18 protein-coding genes are annotated in these 17,141 nt (G+C 61.2%); 1 reads left to right on the forward strand and 17 read right to left on the reverse strand.

The window, feature by feature from the left end; translation table 11 throughout:
* Positions 1-150: 150 nt before the first annotated feature.
* The 9 genes from Q1A06_RS08275 to Q1A06_RS08315 form a co-directional block, all read right to left on the reverse strand.
* Positions 151-1,209 carry a CsgG/HfaB family protein gene (locus Q1A06_RS08275; protein ID WP_299561425.1) on the reverse strand — a complete coding sequence of 353 codons (1,059 nt, stop codon included), beginning with the start codon at positions 1,207-1,209 and terminating at the stop codon, positions 151-153.
* 11 nt (positions 1,210-1,220) lie between these two features.
* Entirely contained in the window at positions 1,221-1,682 is a 462-nt protein-coding gene (locus Q1A06_RS08280) for a curli assembly protein CsgF (RefSeq protein ID WP_299561427.1), read from the reverse strand.
* Between the two features lie 287 nt (positions 1,683-1,969).
* Positions 1,970-2,815 (reverse strand): MBL fold metallo-hydrolase, encoded by an 846-nt coding sequence (locus Q1A06_RS08285; protein WP_299561429.1) that lies wholly within the window; start codon positions 2,813-2,815, stop codon positions 1,970-1,972.
* Positions 2,816-2,985: 170 nt separating this feature from the next.
* Positions 2,986-3,159: a hypothetical protein gene (locus Q1A06_RS08290; protein ID WP_299561431.1), complete on the reverse strand. Its 174-nt coding sequence runs from the start codon at positions 3,157-3,159 to the stop codon at positions 2,986-2,988.
* On the reverse strand, positions 3,159-4,196 hold the full coding sequence (locus tag Q1A06_RS08295) for a pyridoxal-phosphate dependent enzyme (protein ID WP_299561433.1): 1,038 nt from the start codon (positions 4,194-4,196) through the stop codon (positions 3,159-3,161). The genes Q1A06_RS08290 and Q1A06_RS08295 overlap by 1 nt, the downstream gene beginning before the upstream one ends.
* 100 nt (positions 4,197-4,296) lie before the next feature.
* Positions 4,297-4,869, reverse strand: a complete 573-nt coding sequence (locus Q1A06_RS08300) for a hypothetical protein (protein ID WP_299561435.1) — start codon at positions 4,867-4,869, stop codon at positions 4,297-4,299.
* Positions 4,866-7,106 carry a molybdopterin cofactor-binding domain-containing protein gene (locus tag Q1A06_RS08305; RefSeq protein WP_299561437.1) on the reverse strand — a complete coding sequence of 747 codons (2,241 nt, stop codon included), beginning with the start codon at positions 7,104-7,106 and terminating at the stop codon, positions 4,866-4,868. Before Q1A06_RS08305 ends, Q1A06_RS08300 begins: the two co-directional genes overlap by 4 nt.
* 3 nt (positions 7,107-7,109) lie before the next feature.
* Positions 7,110-7,568 (reverse strand): (2Fe-2S)-binding protein, encoded by a 459-nt coding sequence (locus Q1A06_RS08310; protein ID WP_299561439.1) that lies wholly within the window; start codon positions 7,566-7,568, stop codon positions 7,110-7,112.
* Positions 7,569-7,593: 25 nt separating this feature from the next.
* Entirely contained in the window at positions 7,594-8,370 is a 777-nt protein-coding gene (locus Q1A06_RS08315) for an SDR family oxidoreductase (RefSeq protein ID WP_299561441.1), read from the reverse strand.
* A gap of 107 nt (positions 8,371-8,477) precedes the next feature.
* On the opposite strand from Q1A06_RS08315, the gene Q1A06_RS08320 reads away from it, so the two are divergent.
* Complete coding sequence (locus tag Q1A06_RS08320) at positions 8,478-9,014, forward strand: TetR/AcrR family transcriptional regulator (RefSeq protein WP_299561443.1); 537 nt, start codon at positions 8,478-8,480, stop codon at positions 9,012-9,014.
* Between the two features lie 23 nt (positions 9,015-9,037).
* Here the strand turns inward: Q1A06_RS08320 and Q1A06_RS08325 are convergent, their stop codons facing one another.
* The 8 genes from Q1A06_RS08325 to Q1A06_RS08360 all read right to left on the reverse strand — a co-directional run bounded on the left by Q1A06_RS08325 (position 9,038) and on the right by Q1A06_RS08360 (position 17,133).
* Positions 9,038-10,150 carry an S-(hydroxymethyl)glutathione dehydrogenase/class III alcohol dehydrogenase gene (locus Q1A06_RS08325; protein ID WP_299562051.1) on the reverse strand — a complete coding sequence of 371 codons (1,113 nt, stop codon included), beginning with the start codon at positions 10,148-10,150 and terminating at the stop codon, positions 9,038-9,040.
* An 84-nt stretch (positions 10,151-10,234) separates the two neighbouring features.
* Entirely contained in the window at positions 10,235-10,624 is a 390-nt protein-coding gene (gene mnhG, locus Q1A06_RS08330; RefSeq protein ID WP_299561445.1) for a monovalent cation/H(+) antiporter subunit G, read from the reverse strand.
* A complete protein-coding gene (locus tag Q1A06_RS08335; RefSeq protein ID WP_299561448.1) occupies positions 10,621-10,908 on the reverse strand; it encodes a K+/H+ antiporter subunit F in 288 nt (95 codons plus the stop codon). The genes mnhG and Q1A06_RS08335 overlap by 4 nt, the downstream gene beginning before the upstream one ends.
* On the reverse strand, positions 10,905-11,405 hold the full coding sequence (locus Q1A06_RS08340) for a Na+/H+ antiporter subunit E (protein WP_299561451.1): 501 nt from the start codon (positions 11,403-11,405) through the stop codon (positions 10,905-10,907). Before Q1A06_RS08340 ends, Q1A06_RS08335 begins: the two co-directional genes overlap by 4 nt.
* Before the next feature lies 1 nt (position 11,406).
* Entirely contained in the window at positions 11,407-13,011 is a 1,605-nt protein-coding gene (locus Q1A06_RS08345; protein WP_299561454.1) for a monovalent cation/H+ antiporter subunit D, read from the reverse strand.
* On the reverse strand, positions 13,008-13,358 hold the full coding sequence (locus tag Q1A06_RS08350; RefSeq protein WP_299561457.1) for a Na+/H+ antiporter subunit C: 351 nt from the start codon (positions 13,356-13,358) through the stop codon (positions 13,008-13,010). The genes Q1A06_RS08345 and Q1A06_RS08350 overlap by 4 nt, the downstream gene beginning before the upstream one ends.
* Positions 13,359-13,360: 2 nt before the next feature.
* The gene (locus Q1A06_RS08355) at positions 13,361-16,228 is read right to left on the reverse strand and encodes a monovalent cation/H+ antiporter subunit A (protein WP_299561460.1); all 2,868 of its coding nucleotides are present in this window, start codon (positions 16,226-16,228) and stop codon (positions 13,361-13,363) included.
* 158 nt (positions 16,229-16,386) lie between these two features.
* On the reverse strand, positions 16,387-17,133 hold the full coding sequence (locus tag Q1A06_RS08360) for an SDR family oxidoreductase (protein ID WP_299562054.1): 747 nt from the start codon (positions 17,131-17,133) through the stop codon (positions 16,387-16,389).
* Between the last annotated feature and the right edge of the window lie 8 nt (positions 17,134-17,141).

Consider the following 17,141-nt stretch of genomic DNA (forward strand, 5'->3'; position numbering starts at 1 on the left):
TTTCTACCTGTAGGATGAAGATGGCAGATATTGAAGGCACGACTGTGACGTTCCCCTAAACGAAATGTGGCAAAATAGGTATCATCTTGAGAAGTTGCGCACAAAAACGGGCGCCGAAGCGCCCGCTGGTCCGCAGTAGTCCCCTGTATGCTACCCCAATGTTTCGCCGTCGGAGGCGGGCGGCTTCGGCGCTGCCTGAGGTGGCGCTGCCCGCCGCACCACCGCCGGAGCGGGGGCAACGCGACGTTGAACCACGCGCTGTGAAACCGAACGCGGGGTGGTCTGCGTGATGGCTGCAGGCGATCTCGTTTTCGGACGCGGCAGGTTCAGATGGCTGTCGGGACGGTACAGGCCGCGATATTCCTCGTCGCGGAACTGCCGGATCAAGGCCGCCGCCTTGCTGCTGTCCGCGAGCGACCAAATCCCGGTCTGCAGCCCATCCACGATCAGGCCAAGCACGGCTTTCTCGATGGCTTGCTGCGTCGCGACAAGCTTGGGTTCATTCGCGGTAACGCCCGCCTCGCCCTCCAGCAATTCGTCCAGCGCGACATAGCGGAACACGTTGCCCTGAACCGAGGTGGACACGATGGATTTCTGGGTTGTCACGCTGGCAAGCACTTCGCCGCTTTCCGTCGAAACGGCGCGCAGATTGACGGTGATTGTATCCATGTTCCACTGCGTGAATGCGCCGATCCCGAGATAGCGCGCCCCGAAACCGCCGGTCTCGGTGTTGAAATCATACCCGATGATACCGCCCTGCAAGATGATGCCCGAATGACGCAGGGGTGCCAGCGCATTCGGATTTACGGTATCCTCACCGCGATACTGGCGGCGCATTTCGGTGATGATTTGGCGCTCACGCAGCAGATCCTGAAGTCCCGCGCGGTCAAGTACCGTGAACCACCGCCGGTTGCCGGCATCCTGTAGCGCCTTGATCAGCATCGCGCTGCCACCCTGCGTCACCGCCCGCGACAGCGACTGCACGTTCTCGCGCTCATTGTACTGACCGGTAAGATCGGGGAAGTCGAACACCGACACTTCGATTCGGTCTGCAGGCAGAGGCACCGACCGCAAGGCAAGACCCTGCGCGGTTGGTCCCGCGACAAATGCGGGCTCAATGTAACCCTCGTTCAAGTCCTTGTAATCACAAGCGGTCAGCGCAAAGGCCGCGCTTATCACTGCGGCTGTACGGACGCGGAAATTCTTCATGAAACCTACCATCAGTTTGTGACCAGCTGCGGGACGATAATGTCCGTCACAGACCCGTCGATCGCATCAATAATCGACAACCGTATCTCCGAGGTTGTTCGTGCGAATGTCACTGTCGTGGTACCGAATGTGACCGTACCGTCTTCTTGCGGGTTCTCGCCAAAGATGGCGTCCGTTACCTGCGCCGACAGCGCCGAAAGCAGACGCCCCTGCAACTGGCGAACGAACAAATCGGCATCAGTCGTACCGGTCGTGGTGGTATCGCCGCCGCCGCTGGCAACGTCGTTGTCCACCACATCGCTTGCTGTCGCTGTTCTCTGCGCATTTGCGATCCCAAGGAAATGAGAGGAATTCAGAGCATTCCCTCCAAAGGAGGGGTTCGTGAAACTAAACGTCAAATCTCCGGCAATTGCCGGTCCGCCGAGCGCGGCGAAAGCGAGTGCCGCACATAAATGGGTAACAAGAAATTTCATATTCAATGGCCTGTGTAATTACTGTCTGAAACTGCTGCGTCCTGAATTGGGTTTATCCTGCCTTTAAACATTCAAACAGATCAAAGACAGTCGATTCAGCAAAAAATAGTCCTGTTTATGGGATGATAATCAAGTATTGACACCGTTGTCGCGCGAACGACTTCAATTGTGCGTCTTACTCACCACGTCTATGCACGCATGAGGTGAATAAAGGCCCGGAATCTTTTGCCCGGCCAATTCCGAGGACAATGCATAGCAAACAGGTTGCGCAGAAGACACACCCGAAATTACGCCTCCCAGCGAAAAGCACCCTTGTCTGCGCGGATTCGCCCGATCGAGGGAAGCGCAAAATGGCCGCCCAAGACGGTGCAGTCTTTCTCGGCCCCTGTCTCCATCAATGTCCGGCGCGAGGTCACTGCCTCCTTCGCATCGACATCGTATCTGAAGTGCCATTCCGGATGGCGGCATTGCACCGTCGAATGCAACGCGTCTCCGGTGATGATGGCCTCGCGGCCCTCGCTTTGTACCAGAACGCTGACGTGCCCGGGCGTATGACCCGGTGTCGGTATCAGCGTGATACAGTCACCCAACATGTGTCGCCCCGACACCATTTCCGCCTGTCCCGCCTCGACAACGGGCGCCACGCTCTCTGTGTACATGTCATTCGGACGTGCCCGCAGCACCCCTTCATCTGCGGCCGGCATAAGATAGCGCGCATGGCGAAACGTCGGTATCCAACGGCCGTCTTCAAGCCGGGTGTTCCAACCCACATGATCAGTATGCAGATGGGTACACAGCACGTAGTCTATATCGTCAAATCCCACGCCCGCCGCTACCAGCGAGGCTTGGAACCGCGTATCCGAGCGTTGGTGCCAATCGGGAAGGCCCGGCACCGTCTTGTCGTTGCCTACGCAACTGTCGACCAGAATCGTATGCGCGGGCGTCTTGAGCAAAAACCCCTGAATCGGCAGAATCAGGCGTCCTGTCGCAGCACACAGGCCACCGGGGACACGCTCTTCCACCACTGCGCTGACCTCCGGTCCCGCGTTCGGCCATAATTCCGCGGGTGTTAGAAAGGGCGCATGAATATCAAGGATGCGCCAGATCTCGACCGATCCGATTTTACTTAGCATGGAGGTGATTCCCTGTTTCAGTCAGCCATGGTGGCTTCCAGTGGCTGCCGCGATCGAGCGACGGGGTTTCCGCGCCGGACACAGCTGTACGCCCGCAGAAGTGCCACGCACGCACCTGATTGCTGGAATAGCAAAACAGATCGGTACGCGCTTCGATTTTCGCAAACACGTCAAGTCTGCGCAAATCGGTACAGGACCGGAAGATCGCCTGTCAGGAACCCCGTATAATAACGCATCTCCACTCCGATCGTCAGCAAAATCGCTGCAAAATCGGCCTGTGCCATCGCAATTTGTGTATGGAAGAGCCCTGCGCCGTCGTCTGCGGTGGCAAATCCGCGCTGCATCAATCCGGCCCCTCGCTCAGCACGCACAGGACCCGCGATTGCGGCGTGATGCCCAGCGCGGTGCGCTGGTCTGTGTCCAAGGCGATCAGCGCCGAGATACCTGCCGCTCCGGACGGTGAGGATCCCAGCCCGGCAACCATGCATAGGCCCGCGCCCGCCTGCCCCTCGGCCTCGGAGATCAACGCAAAGGCATCGGCATCGGCGGCCAACCCCCTGAGCGCGATGAGCGAAGGCATCTTGCAATCGAGCCTGCCCATGCCAGAGGAAGGGCCGCTGCTTTCCACCGCCTTGCCAGCCTTGATCGAGCCGTGGAGCGCCGGGGCTGCGTCCGGCTCCACCACGACAATGCGCGGGGCGTCGCCCCAAGCCAGCCGCGCCATCGTCGCACAAGCACAGGCCAGCCCGCCGACACCGGCCTGGAGGAAAACATGTGTGGGTACATCGGGTGTTTGCGTGATCGCTTCGGCCATAAGGACCGTATACCCCTCCATCAGTCGTTGAGGGCGCTCGGTGTACCCGTGCCACGACCCGTCCGACAGCAGATCCCACCCGTTCTGCTCGGCAGCCGTGTTGGCGGCAGTCAGGCTTTTCTCGTAAGTCGCGCCCGCGCGTATGACACGCGCGCCCTGCGCCTCGAGCCGTTTAGCAAAGCTCTCGGGTACTGTGTTGGCGATGTAGACAACGGCGGCCGCGCCGAACGCGGACGCGCCCGCCGCCACAGACAGGCCATGGTTGCCTGCGCTTGCCGTGACGTAGGTTCGGCCGCTGATATCTGCCTTCTGCGCATCCGTGGCGATTACATAGGCCGCGCCCAACGCCTTGAAACTGCCAAGTCCCATGCGCCCGCGTTCGTCCTTGATCCAGACGTCGCTGACACCGGCTTCGGTCGCGATTGCGGTCGCCGTGACCAACGGCGTCTCCCCCGCCACAGGACAGCGCGACAACAGAGCCTGCGCGCGCGCCGCGCTTTGGCTGGGCAGAGGAACGTCCTCAAGGCCGCTGATCGGCGCGGGGCGAGCATTGTGCAGGAGCTTCATCGTTCGATGATGACCCTCGTAGGCCCTCCCGCGTCAAGTTGTTTCGAAGCTTTCGCGGATGCGCAGAGATCATCCCCGCCCGCTCAAGCGATCTAAAATCTCACGGATCCGCGGTGCAGGGCGTTCCCGCAGCGATCCAGACCTCGATATCACGTGCCAGTTCCTCGGCGGTGCCCGGCGCGGGCACGCGATTGCCTCCCGGCTCGAATCCCCAGTTCACAAAGGCGCTTTCGCGGACGTGCGCAGCAAGTTCTTGTCCCTCGAACCCGTTGTTGGTTTCGGGGTTGCGCATCTGGATACAGATTTCACCGCTGGTCTTGTCGCGCCAGTCCAACGCGACCGGCGGCAAGCGCCATGCGTCGTCGATCTGCGGCGCGGCGTGCGGCGTAGCGTTATCGGAAGCGGCTGTGATGTGGCAGGTCTGGCACAGGACAGTCTCCGCGCCGATCCGGCTGTCGCCCGCCTGTACGTTCATCCCATGCAGCCACTTCGGGTCATACCCCAGTGCGGCCCACGCCGGTCTGCCGCTGTCGCCAACGTGACAATTGGTGCACCGGGGATGTGAGGCGACCTCGTAAATCCGGCTCCACGCGGCAAGGCCCTCCGCTACCGGCGGTTCCTGCGCCAGGACGCCGGCGGGGAGAACGAACAGCAGTGACACCAACCTGTTCATACAAAATCCACCGTCCGGAAAAACGGCATCTCGCGCAAACGCGTACCGGTTGCGGCGAAAATCGCGTTGGCCAACGCGGGCGCGGCAGGAGGCACAGGCGGCTCACCGACACCGCGCACGGTCACCCCGTTTTCCAGACCGCGCACCTTTATCACCGGACATTGGTGCAGGCGCATACCCTCGCCCATGTGAAAGTTGTCCTGCACTGCACGCCCGTCAGAGTAGGTAATCTCGGAATTCATCGCGTGACCCAGACCCCAGATCACGCCGCCCGCAACGACATTCTCAAAGGTGACGGGGTCGACGACCCGACCCACCTCTGCGGCGACCCAGACCCGGTCGATCCTGATGCCCGCGTCGGTTGCCGTCACCTCGACGACCTCTGCCGTGGGCACACCGAAGGATGTCACGAGCGCAACGCCGCGCCCTTTGCCGGCCTCAAGGGGACCACCCCAATCCGACATTTCGGCCACTGCTTCGAGAACGCCGCGTGCATCGTCGTCATCAACCAGACGCAGGCGCTCTTCCATCGGATCCGCACCGGCAGCGTGGATCAGCTCATCGAGAAACGATTCCGCAAAGAATCCGGCGGTCGATGCCCCGACCGAGCGCCAAGAGGACGTCGGCGCAAGCTCCGGCACGGCGTAGGCGCGCACGCGCAGATCGGGGATCGCGTAGCGCATGTTCCACGCCCCTGCCGGGATCTGCGTATCGGGGCCGGGCACCGGTGCGCCCAGACGCTTGGATTGGGAGCGGGAAGCGGAGACCGTGGCGATGTCGAGATCGAGTACCGTAACCTTGCCGCCGGCATGTGCCCCGCGTCCGCGTGCCATGCCGATCTGGCGGTTATAGTCCTGCGCAAAATCCTCCTCGCGGCGGAACGTCAGCTTGACCGGTGTGTCCGGCACTTCGCGCGCGACGTCGACCGCAATGTCGATGTTGTCGAACTCCAGCCGATGGCCAAAACTGCCGCCCGCGAACTGGTTGTGCAGATGGATCTGCGCGGTTTCGATGCCGAGCCGCTTTGCCACGCGCTGCTGCACGAAACGGGGCAACTGGTGCGCCGCCCAGATATCGACACGGTCGGAGCCGACCCTGACGACGGCACTCAGCGGTTCCAGCGGTTGATGCGCGACGTAAGGTGCGCGGTATTCTGCGGTCAGAACATCCGCACCGTCGAGTGCCGCATCGACATCGCCGTCGTGACGCCACTCCTTGTCGAGACGCTCGGACGTGAAAGACGCGGCCACTGCGGCCCAGTGCCCGGACTGCTCGGCGGGATAGGGGGCGACGTCCCAGTCGATTTCAATCTCTTCCAGCGCCCGGAAGGCCCGCCATGTATTATCGGCGACGACTGCAACACCGTAGGGCAGCGCCACGATTTTTTGCACGCCGCGCATTCCTTCGGCGGCGGTAGCATCGAAGCCGAGCATCGGCGCACCCTTGCGCGGGTTCGACCGGACGGAGGCGTGTACCATGCCGTCGACCTTGACGTCGATGCCGTAGACCTGCGTGCCCGTGGATTTGGCGAGGGTATCGAGACGTTGCTGCGACTTGCCGATCAGCCGCCACTGAGAGGGGTCGCGCAGCGGCACATCGGTCACCGGCTCCATCCGCGCGGCTGCCGCGGCAAGCGTGGTATAATCCATCCGCGTGCCATCAGGCAGCACGACAGCCCCCCGCTCGGTTTTCAACTGACCGGCGTCGATGCCCGTTTCCGCAGATGCGGCGGCTTTGAGCGTTTCACGCGCGACCGCGCCCGCGTGGCGCAGCTTGTCGAAACTGTCGGGCACCGACGTCGATCCGCCGGTGACTTGTGCGCCCAGCACCTTCATCACCGCGCCCATCGTCTCGCGCATCGCGCTGGCGGCGAAGCCGTCGTCGTTCGAACGGAACGGCACCGCCTCGGCGGCAAGGGCCGTGTTGTAGTAGGCGGCGGCAGGTTGTCCCGGCGTAGTGCTTATCTGGTCAAGCTCTACGTCAAGCTCTTCGGCGATCAACATCGCCTGCATCGCAGTGACACCCTGCCCCAGATCCGTGTGCGGTGTGACCAGGGTGATCCCGCTTCCGGTGATCTTGACCCAAGGGTTGAACACCGCGTCACCTGCCCCCGCGTTCTGCGCAAGCGGGTTCTCCGGATCGCTTTTGACCAGGTAGGTGCCGAAAGCGACGCCGCCCAGAACGACTGCGGAACCGATCAGGAAGGACCGGCGCGCGATTGTCTTGCCACGTCCCATACCTCAGGCTCCCTGCAATTTGGCGGCGGCGGTCTTTATCGCCGCGCGGATGCGCGGGTAGGTCCCGCAGCGGCACAGATTGCCGCTCATCGCGGCATCGATCTGATCATCGCTCGGTGTCCCGTTCAGAACGAGAAACGAGGTTGCCTGCATCATCTGCCCCGATTGGCAGTAGCCACATTGCGCGACCTGATGGTCCACCCAGGCCTGCTGCACGGCGTGCATCGCCTCGGGCGTGCCAAGACCCTCGATCGTGGTTACGTCGCCGTCCAGATCACCCACCGCCAACTGACAAGACCGCACGGCGATGCCGTCGACCTGTACGGTACAGGCACCGCATTGCGCGATGCCGCAGCCGTATTTGACACTTGTGAAGCCCAATTCATCGCGCAGCACCCACAACAGGGGCATGTCGTCCTCGACGTCAACCTCATGTTCCCGGCCGTTCACCATCAGTTTCATGACAGCACCTCCTGTTTTTTCGACATCATTTGGTCTGCATGGTATTGATCAGTTTCAGAACACGCCACCGTGGCAGCAACGGAATGATCCAGTTGACCAGCAGGCTTAACGGCTTTTCGTTCACCGTCACCAGTTTACCTTTGAGCATGGCGTCATACCCGTGCTTTGCAACCGATGCCGCAGATTTCCCGGCGCCTTTGACAAGGTTCGTTCCGTGCAGATCGGCGCGGTCCGCAAAGGCTGTATCGACATAGCCGGGGGCCAGAACCGTCACGCTGACGCCGTCGTTGCGCAACTCGTAGGCAACCGCCTCCGAATAGCTTTTGACGAAAGCCTTGGTTGCGAAATAGACGCCCTGCATCGGGCCGGGCATGAAGGCCGCGCTCGACGCGACGTTCAGTATGCGCCCCCCGTCGTTCGCCGCCATCCTGCCGCCGAAATGATGGGTCAGCGCAACCAGTGCCTTGACGTTCAGATCAATCATGGCCTGCTCCTCCGTCAGATCCCGGTCGATATGACGCCCCTGCCCGCCAAAACCCGCGTTGTTGATCAGAATATCAACGTCCAGTCCTGCCGCCTCGATGCGCTGCACGAGGTCCTGCGCACCATTGGCCGCACCCAGATCCGCTGCAAAGACATGCGCGGTTATCCCGTGCGCGGACCGCAGTTCATCGGCAAGCGAGTCAAGGGCGCCCTTGCTCCGCGCTGACAGGATGACATCCCCTCCCTTGGCCGCATGATAACGTGCGAATTCTGCGCCGATGCCGGACGAGGCGCCCGTGATAAGGGCGGTATGGGGCATGGGGTGCTCCTCCGAGCGAATTGGATGTGTCGCCGGTGACGATAGGCGGGCCAACGGTCATGTCAACGGTTGTTGACAACATTCAGACACCACGGCCATAAAACCGCATGAGCAGATCGGAAACCACCCGCGACAGATTACTGCACCATGCAAGAACCCTTCTGTGGACGCACGGTTACTCAAATGTGTCCCTGCGCCAGATCGCGGCGGCGGCCGGTGTCGATGTCGCATTGATCGCGCGGTATTTCGGCAGCAAACGCGGGCTGTTCGAAGCAACTCTTGACGGCGCGTTCGATCTTCCACCCGTGACCAGCGAAACCGCGCTCGTCGATATGGTGGTCGCCTTGTTCACCACCTCGCCGTGCGGCGAAACCGCACCGACCGTGCTTCAACTCCTGCTGATGAATGCACATGATGAACAGGTTGGCGGGGCTGTCCGCGCCGCGCACCATACCGGCATGCAATCCCGGCTTGACCGGCTGCTTGGCGATCCCCGCCGGGCCGCGCTGTTCATGGCCGCCGTGCTCGGAATGAGCGTTGCGGAAAAATCTCTTCGCCTGCCGGGAATCGGGCCGCACGACACGCACGACTATGCGGCGCAACTGCGTCACATGCTGGGCGCAGCCTTGTCTTTCGCCCGCTAGCCGAACGCCAGCGGGCGCTGTGCTTAAAACTCGACTACCGCGCGGATCGACTTGCCCTGGTGCATCAACTCGAAACCCTCGTTGATCTGCTCGAGCGTCAGCTTGTGGGTAATCATGGGATCGATCTCGATCTTGCCGTCCATGTACCAATCGACGATCCGCGGCACGTCGGTACGGCCCTTGGCACCGCCGAACGCGGTGCCGCGCCAGACGCGGCCGGTAACCAGTTGGAACGGACGTGTGGAGATTTCGGCACCGGCGGGCGCGACACCGATGATGATGCTTTCACCCCACCCCTTGTGTGCAGCTTCCAACGCCTGTCGCATAACCTTGGTGTTGCCGGTCGCGTCAAAGGTGTAATCGGCGCCGCCCTTGGTCAGTTCGACCAGATGTTCGACGATGTCGCCTTCCACATCGTTCGGATTGACGAAATCCGTCATCCCGAAATGGCCCGCGATCTCGGCCTTGTCGTCGTTCAGGTCGACGCCTACGATCTGGTCGGCACCGGCAAGGCGCAAGCCTTGAATGACGTTCAGACCGATACCGCCAAGCCCGAAAACCACGCAGCGCGCGCCGATCTCGACCTTGGCCGTGTTGATGACGGCCCCGATACCGGTCGTGACCCCGCACCCGATATAGCAGATCTTGTCAAAGGGCGCGTCCTTGCGCACCTTTGCAAGCGCAATTTCCGGCACGACCGTATGATTGGCGAAGGTCGAGCAGCCCATGTAGTGGTGGATCGGCGTGCCGTCGAGCATGGAAAACCGGGTCGAGCCATCGGGCAGCAACCCCTTGCCCTGCGTGACGCGGATCGCCTGACACAGGTTGGTCTTGCCCGACAGGCAGTATTCGCACTGGCGGCATTCGGGGGTATAAAGCGGGATGACATGATCGCCGACTTCAAGGGTCGTAACCCCTTCGCCGATTTCCAGGACAACGCCCGCGCCCTCATGTCCGAGGATGGCGGGAAAGATACCTTCGGGATCGTCGCCCGAGCGGGTGAATTCGTCGGTGTGGCACAGGCCCGTGGCCTTGATCTCGACCAGTACCTCGCCGCGCTTTGGTCCTTCAAGATTCACGTCCATTATTTCGAGCGGTTTGCCGGCCTCTATGGCGACGGCGGCGCGGGTTTTCATCATTGGGTGTCTCCTCATTCGAGTTGTATCAGAGCGCCCATGGGGCACTTTCATTATCTCGGGCGAGATGGCAGGCACACACGCTCAGGCGCGTTCCGCCTCTTGCGTTTCGCGGTCTGCAACCGGCACATCCAGCGTCGCCCAAAGCTCGTCACCCGGCAATTCGGGTGGCATGTCGCAATTGCGCCGGTGGACGTTCACCTTGGCAATAAAAATCGCCGAGATCGGCGCGGTCACGAACAGGAACGCCATGATCAACGCTTCGTGAATAGCGGCTTCGGCAAAAGCAAAACCGTAGATGATGGACGCCAACAGCAACATTCCCACACCGATGGTTCCTACCTTGGTCGGCGCGTGCAGGCGGGTCATGCTGTCGTTGAACTTCAGCAAGCCGATGGCTCCGACCAGCGTGAAGAAGGCGCCGGTGATCAGGCAGGCACTCACGGCATATGCGGCGATGATTTCAATATTCATTCGATGATGTCCCCCCTCAGTACGAACCGGGCGTAGGCCACGGTCGATACGAACCCAAGCATCGCGATGATCAAGGATGCTTCGAAATAGATCCGGGTGCCCTGCGCCAGTCCCATCAGGACGATCAGACCGATCGCGTTCACCACCATCGTATCGAGCGCGAGAATACGGTCGCCGACGCCAGGACCGATCACCACTCGGATCATCGCGAGCAACTGGCACAATCCGACCACGACGAACGCGGTGATCAGTGCATAGTTCATAAGCTCCATCGCAAACGTCATATGAAAATCTCCTTCAGCCGTGCTTCGTATCGGGTCTTAATGCTGTCGAGGTCGGCATCGGCATCATGGGTGTGCAACACATGCACAAGCAGGTAACGACCGCTTTCGGACAGATCCGCAGACACCGTACCGGGCGTAAGCGTAATGGTCCCCGCAAGAACGGTGATCGCCTCCGGTTGGCGCAATTCCAGCGGTATCACGATCCAGGCCGGCTTCAGCTTGGCATTCGGCACCGTGATCACGACCCACGCTACGCGCACATTCGCGACCAGAATATCCCACAGGACAATGACGCTGTACGCGAAAAGTTTGGTCAACCTTACGCCGCGCGGACGTTCGGGCCAGAACGGCGCGGCGAGGCGCGGGATGATGATCCCCAGAATCAGACCGAACACGATCATCCCGGGGGACACGGTGTTTTGCAACAGGACCCAGACGACCGCCAGAATGACCGTCAGAAATGGATGCGGAAAGAGCCAGCGGAAGAGACGTACCATATCAGTGATCCCCTGCTTTCACGGCCGGAACGGTGGCCTTTTCCCCGGTGTCCACGTCTTTCTCCGCATCATTGCCGCCCCCACTCAGCTTGCCCGGCGTGCCCAGCACCGTCGCGATGTAGGGACCGGGCGCAAAAAGCTGCGCTGCCGTTGTGGTTGTGTATGTATAGATGCGCCCCGCAAGCAATGTATGCGCCACCAAAAGCGCGATCAGCCCGCCGACGGCGGCGAAGGACAACGGCGTAGGTGTCGGGGCGTCTGGCTCCAGCGGCGCCGGTCCGCCTTCGGCCTGCGCCTTCCAGAACAGAACCGACCCCGCACGCGCGAAGCCGACGATGCTGATCAGGCTCGACACCAGAACGACCGCCCACACCCAGACCACAAGCGGTGAGGAAAAGGAGGCGCTCAGCACCATGAGCTTTCCGATGAACCCCGACAACGGAGGCAGACCGACCATCGCGATGGCGGCGGCCATGAACAGCCCCGCCACCAGCGCCGCACCTTTCACCGGTGCCGCCGCGACCAGTCCCAGGTGGCCCCGGCTGCGTCGCACCAGATCGACGATCAGGAACAAGGCCGCCGCCGTCAGCGTGGAATGGATGATGTAATACAACGCCGTCGCGATGCTTTGCTCGGTGAACAAACCCACCGCGACCATCACTGTCCCCATCGAACTGATCACGGCAAAGGCCACAAGCCGGTCAAGTTTGCGCGCCGCCAAAACGCCAACCGCGCCGAGCGCCAACGAGAGCAGCGCGAAGGGCAAAAGCCAGGTACCGTGCAACCCATCCGTCACCGCAAGATCGGCGGGGAAGATCAACGTATAAACGCGGATGATCGCGTAGGCGCCGACCTTGGTCATGATAGCGAACAGCGCCGCCACCGGCCCGGGCGCTTCGGCATAGCTCGATGGCAACCAGAAGTGCAGTGGCACAATCGCGGCCTTGATGGCGAACACGAGGATCAGCAACACCGCCGCAACGCGAATACCCACCGTTTCTTCGGCCCCGATCAGCGTCACCCGCTGCGCAAGGTCCGCCATGTTCAGCGTTCCGGTTTCCGCGTAGAGCGCGCCGAGAGCGAACAGAAACAGCGTCGAGCCCAGCAGGTTGAACAGCACATACTGAACCCCTGCCCGCAGTCGCGCGTTGCCGCCCGAATGGATCATCAGCCCGTAGGAGGCGATCAGCAGAACCTCGAAGAAAACGAACAGGTTGAACAGGTCGCCGGTCAGAAAGGCCCCGGCGATGCCCATCAGCTGAAACTGGAACAACGCGTGGAAATGTTGCCCAAGACGGTCCCAGTCCGACCCGATGGAATAAAGCAGAACCATCAGCGCCAGTACCGACATCAGCAGCACCATCATGGTTGACAGGCGGTCGCCGACCAGCACGATGCCAAAGGGCGCCGCCCAATCCCCAAGCTGGTAAAGCATGATCGTACCATCTGACGTCTCGATCACGAGGCCGAGCGCGATGGCGATCATCGCCAGAACGCCGACCACGGAAAAGACCCGCTGGATCCCGATATGATAGCGTGCCGCGAGGATGATGAACGGGGCCATCATGGCGGGCAGCACGACAGGCGCGATGAGCCAATGCATCATGTCGCGTCCTCCTGTGCTGCGTCCGGATCGGGCATCTCGTCCACATGATCGTCATCAGTGCCAAGATAGGCCCCCAGCGAGATCATTACCACCACGGCCGTCATCCCGAAGGAAATCACGATCGCGGTCAGTACCAGCGCCTGCGGCAACGGGTCCGTGTAGCGGGTGGCATCGGTCAGGATCGGCGGCGCGGCGACCGTCAGGCGTCCGGACGCGAACAGAAACACGTTCACCGCATAGGTCAGCAGCGACACTCCGAGGATCACGGGAAATGTGCGCAGACGCAGCACCAGGTACATGCCGGCAGCCGTAAGGATGCCAATGGCGGAGGCAACAAGAATTTCCATGATCAGGCCCCCTGCCCTTTTAGCTCTTCGTCGGCCAACCGTTCGGGATTGATATCCATCGGATGGTCGCTGTCCTTGAAGTGCGCGCGGCGCGCGAGGCGGCTGAACCCGTCGAGCGACAGCATCACCGCCCCCACGACCGCAAGGAATACACCCAGATCGAACAAAGCCGCCGTGGCCAATTCGAACTTCTCGAACGGCGGAATGCGGACGTAGGTGAAATCGGACGTCAGGAACGGCTTGCCCACGAACCAAGAACCGATACCGGTCAGACCCGCCACCAGGACACCTGCGCCGATGACCCCGTGATGCGGATAGCGTTGCCGCGCCGTGGCCCAGCTGTAGCCGCTGGCCATGTACTGCATCACCAGACCGATCGACGCGATCAGACCGGCGATGAAGCCGCCACCCGGTTCGTTGTGGCCGCGCAGGAAAACAAAGAACGCGACCATCATGATCACTGGCATCACCACGCGGGTCAGCACGACCATCATCATCGGATGCATGTCGCCCGCCAGACGTTTGTCCGGTTTGCGGTTGAGCAACCGCGCGCGCACCGGGCCGCCCAGCAACGCTTCGGTCAACGCATAGATCAGCAAGGCAGCGATGCCGAGCACGATAATCTCGCCGAACGTGTCAAAGCCCCGGAAGTCGACGAGAATGACATTCACCATGTTGGTCCCGCCGCCGCCTTTGTAGCTGTTGGCGAGATGAAATTCAGAGATTGGTGCGGCAACCGGGTCTCGAAGAAGAAAATGAAAGCTGAGCGCCGCTGCAGCAACGCCCGCGACGAGGGCCACCGACACATCGCGGGTGCGGCGCAGTACCGTGCTTTCGATCGGGGTCTGGTTGGGAAGAAAATTAAGCGCGAGCAGCATCAGGATGGTCGTCACCACTTCGACTGTAATCTGCGTCATCGCAAGGTCCGGTGCAGAGAAAAACACGAAGCCGACCGAAACCATCAAACCGACGATGCCAATCAGGATCAGGGACAAAAGCCGGTTGTGGTGCAGCAAGACCATACCCAATGCTGCGGCCACCAGCATGGCAAATCCGGCAATCTCGATCAGGCCTGCCACCTGCACCGCATGGTCCGGTGCGGCGATCGTCCCTGTCATCCACGCATAGACACCAGCAAGAACGACTGACACGCCCATCACGGCCCCGTAGCGTGAGAACGCCCCGTTGTGCAGTGGATGTATCAGCACTTCCGACAGGCTGACGCAGGCAGCAACCATAGCGTCGAAGATCGTCTTGGCCTCGGGTCGCGGTGCGGCGTCCCACATCCGCAACAACGGATTGAACATCGCCAGCACGATCAAGCCGCCCACTACGGCAGCGATGGACATGTACAGTGCGGGCACCAGCCCGTGCCAGATCTTGATGTGGGCGTAGGGCAACTCGGTCGTCCCGCCCAGCACGGCGGCGGTGATCCCCTTGACCGCCGGCTCCGCAAGGAAGGGGGCGACACCGATCACGACAACCAGCACCACGAGAATTGCCGGAGGCAGCCAGAGACCTTTCGGCGGATCGTGCGGGGCCGCGGGATAATCATCACGCTTGGCCCCCAGAAATGTATGACCGATCAGCCGGAAACAGTAGGCCGCCGAGAAAAGCGAGCCAAACACGGCAAAGCCCGGCACCAGCCAGGGCGTGTCGAACAGGACCGTTTTCGTCGCTTCCTCCAGCATCATCTCCTTGCTCAGAAAACCGTTCAACAGCGGGATCCCCGCCATCGACAGTGCCGCCAGCGTGGCAATGGTAAAGGTGATCGGCATCAGATGGCGCAGACCGCCCAGACGCCGGATGTCGCGGGTGTGGGTTTCGTGGTCGATGATGCCCGCAGACATGAAGAGCGCGGCCTTGAACGTCGCGTGGTTCATGATGTGAAATACCGCAGCCATCGCCCCGAACGCCGTGCCTGTGCCCAGAAGCATCGTGATCAACCCCAGATGCGACACGGTCGAGAAGGCAAGCAATGCCTTGAGGTCATGCTTGAACAACGCGATCACCGCGCCGAGTACCAGCGTGATCAGCCCCGCACCGGTGACGAGCACGAACCATTCGGGCGTGCCCGACAGCACCGGCCACAGCCGCGCCATCAGAAAGATCCCCGCCTTGACCATCGTGGCGGAGTGCAGATACGCGCTGACAGGCGTAGGAGCAGCCATCGCGTGCGGTAGCCAGAAATGGAATGGAAACTGTGCGGATTTGGTGAAACATCCGATCAGGATCAGGATCAACGCCGGGAGATACAGATCGCTTTGCTGGATAAGTTCCCGGTTTTGCAGGATCACGCTCAGATCATAACTGCCCGCGATCTGGCCGAGTATCAGCAAACCACCGATCAGTGCCAAGCCGCCCATGCCGGTGACTGCCAGCGCCATGCGCGCGCCCTGCCGGCCTTCGGGCAGATGTTTCCAATAGCCGATGAGCAGGAAGGAGGACAGCGACGTCAGCTCCCAGAACACCAGCAATAGCAGGATGTTGTCACTTAGAACGATGCCCACCATCGCGCCCTGGAACAGCAGCAGATAGGTAAAGAATTCGCCCATGTTGTCCTCGCGCGCGAGGTAGAAGCGCGCGTAGGCGATGATCAGCAAACCGATGCCGAGGATCAGCGTGGCGAAAAAGAAACCGAGTGCATCGAGCATCAGCGTCAGGTTGATGCCCAGCGCCGGGATCCAGTCTACCTGCATCATCACGGTGTCGCCCGCCGTGACCGCAGGCAGGTTCGTCATCAGCCCGATAAAGGCGGCGAGCGTGACTGTGAACGTCACACCGGCACAGGCCGCGCGGCCCGCCTGATTCATCAAACCGGGCAACAACGCCCCAAGAAACGGCAAGGCAACGATCAGAAAAAGGGACACGCGCGCTCCATCTTATTGGGGCCCGGAAAAGCGGTTTCCGGGCATGTCGATTTGCCTTGATCCGGAATCATGGCGGAAGTTTCGGCTACTCTAGGGGCTATTTAGCAAAGTTGCGAACCGATACCAGCAGTCGACACGAAATATCCTTAGGATTTCGCTCAGATACATCGCCCGCCGTCGACCTCCATGCACACGCCCGTGATCATGCTCGCCTCGTCCGAGCACAAAAAGCAGGCCGCGTTTCCCATGTCTTCGGGCGTCGAGAACCGCCCAAGCGGAATGGTGGAGAGAAATTTTGCGCGCATCTCGGGCGTATCTTCGCCCATGAACGATTTCAACAGCGGGGTTTCTCCGGCAACGGGATTGAGCGCGTTGACGCGGACGCCTTGCGGCGCCAGTTCGATGGCCATCCCTTTGGTCGCAGTGTTCATCCACCCCTTCGACGCGTTGTACCAATTCAACTGCGGGCGTGGCGACACGCCCGCCGTCGACGCAACGTTGAGGATCGCCCCCTGCCCGCGTGTCTTCATCAGCGGTACGATATGGCGGGCGGTGAGATAGACGGACTTGCAGTTCACCTCGAACACCTTATCGAAATCCGCCTCGCTCACCTCCTCCATGGGCGCTGGCAGATGCGTCGTGCCTGCATTGTTCACAAGAATATCGATCTGGCCCCAGACCTCCATCGCGGCATCGGCCAGCGCGCCGACGCTGCTTCCATCCGCCACGTTGGTCTTTATGGCGCGCACGCTGTCGCCCAATTCCTGCGCAAGGGCCTCGGCCAGATCGAGATTAAGATCTGCGATCAGAACACGCGCCCCCTCGGCATGAAACTTTCGCACGATCCCGGCACCGAACCCGGATGCCCCGCCCGTGACAATTGCAGTTTTTCCGTTCAATCTCATCATTCTAT

Source organism: uncultured Sulfitobacter sp. (assembly GCF_947497275.1).
Classification (GTDB): domain Bacteria; phylum Pseudomonadota; class Alphaproteobacteria; order Rhodobacterales; family Rhodobacteraceae; genus Sulfitobacter.

Excerpts from the sequence above, each read along its gene's own strand:
- Q1A06_RS08280 (WP_299561427.1), bottom strand. The coding sequence starts at position 1,682 with ATGAAATTTCTTGTTACCCATTTATGTGCGGCACTCGCTTTCGCCGCG.
- Q1A06_RS08295 (WP_299561433.1), bottom strand. The coding sequence starts at position 4,196 with ATGAAGCTCCTGCACAATGCTCGCCCCGCGCCGATCAGCGGCCTTGAG.
- Q1A06_RS08350 (WP_299561457.1), bottom strand. The coding sequence starts at position 13,358 with ATGGAAATTCTTGTTGCCTCCGCCATTGGCATCCTTACGGCTGCCGGC.
- Q1A06_RS08300 (WP_299561435.1), bottom strand. The coding sequence starts at position 4,869 with ATGAACAGGTTGGTGTCACTGCTGTTCGTTCTCCCCGCCGGCGTCCTG.
- Q1A06_RS08340 (WP_299561451.1), bottom strand. The coding sequence starts at position 11,405 with ATGGTACGTCTCTTCCGCTGGCTCTTTCCGCATCCATTTCTGACGGTC.
- Q1A06_RS08325 (WP_299562051.1), bottom strand. The coding sequence starts at position 10,150 with ATGAAAACCCGCGCCGCCGTCGCCATAGAGGCCGGCAAACCGCTCGAA.
- Q1A06_RS08360 (WP_299562054.1), bottom strand. The coding sequence starts at position 17,133 with ATGAGATTGAACGGAAAAACTGCAATTGTCACGGGCGGGGCATCCGGG.
- Q1A06_RS08275 (WP_299561425.1), bottom strand. The coding sequence starts at position 1,209 with ATGAAGAATTTCCGCGTCCGTACAGCCGCAGTGATAAGCGCGGCCTTT.
- Q1A06_RS08335 (WP_299561448.1), bottom strand. The coding sequence starts at position 10,908 with ATGACGTTTGCGATGGAGCTTATGAACTATGCACTGATCACCGCGTTC.
- mnhG (WP_299561445.1), bottom strand. The coding sequence starts at position 10,624 with ATGAATATTGAAATCATCGCCGCATATGCCGTGAGTGCCTGCCTGATC.
- Q1A06_RS08305 (WP_299561437.1), bottom strand. The coding sequence starts at position 7,106 with ATGGGACGTGGCAAGACAATCGCGCGCCGGTCCTTCCTGATCGGTTCC.
- Q1A06_RS08315 (WP_299561441.1), bottom strand. The coding sequence starts at position 8,370 with ATGCCCCATACCGCCCTTATCACGGGCGCCTCGTCCGGCATCGGCGCA.
- Q1A06_RS08345 (WP_299561454.1), bottom strand. The coding sequence starts at position 13,011 with ATGATGCATTGGCTCATCGCGCCTGTCGTGCTGCCCGCCATGATGGCC.
- Q1A06_RS08320 (WP_299561443.1), top strand. The coding sequence starts at position 8,478 with ATGAGCAGATCGGAAACCACCCGCGACAGATTACTGCACCATGCAAGA.
- Q1A06_RS08285 (WP_299561429.1), bottom strand. The coding sequence starts at position 2,815 with ATGCTAAGTAAAATCGGATCGGTCGAGATCTGGCGCATCCTTGATATT.
- Q1A06_RS08290 (WP_299561431.1), bottom strand. The coding sequence starts at position 3,159 with ATGCAGCGCGGATTTGCCACCGCAGACGACGGCGCAGGGCTCTTCCAT.
- Q1A06_RS08310 (WP_299561439.1), bottom strand. The coding sequence starts at position 7,568 with ATGAAACTGATGGTGAACGGCCGGGAACATGAGGTTGACGTCGAGGAC.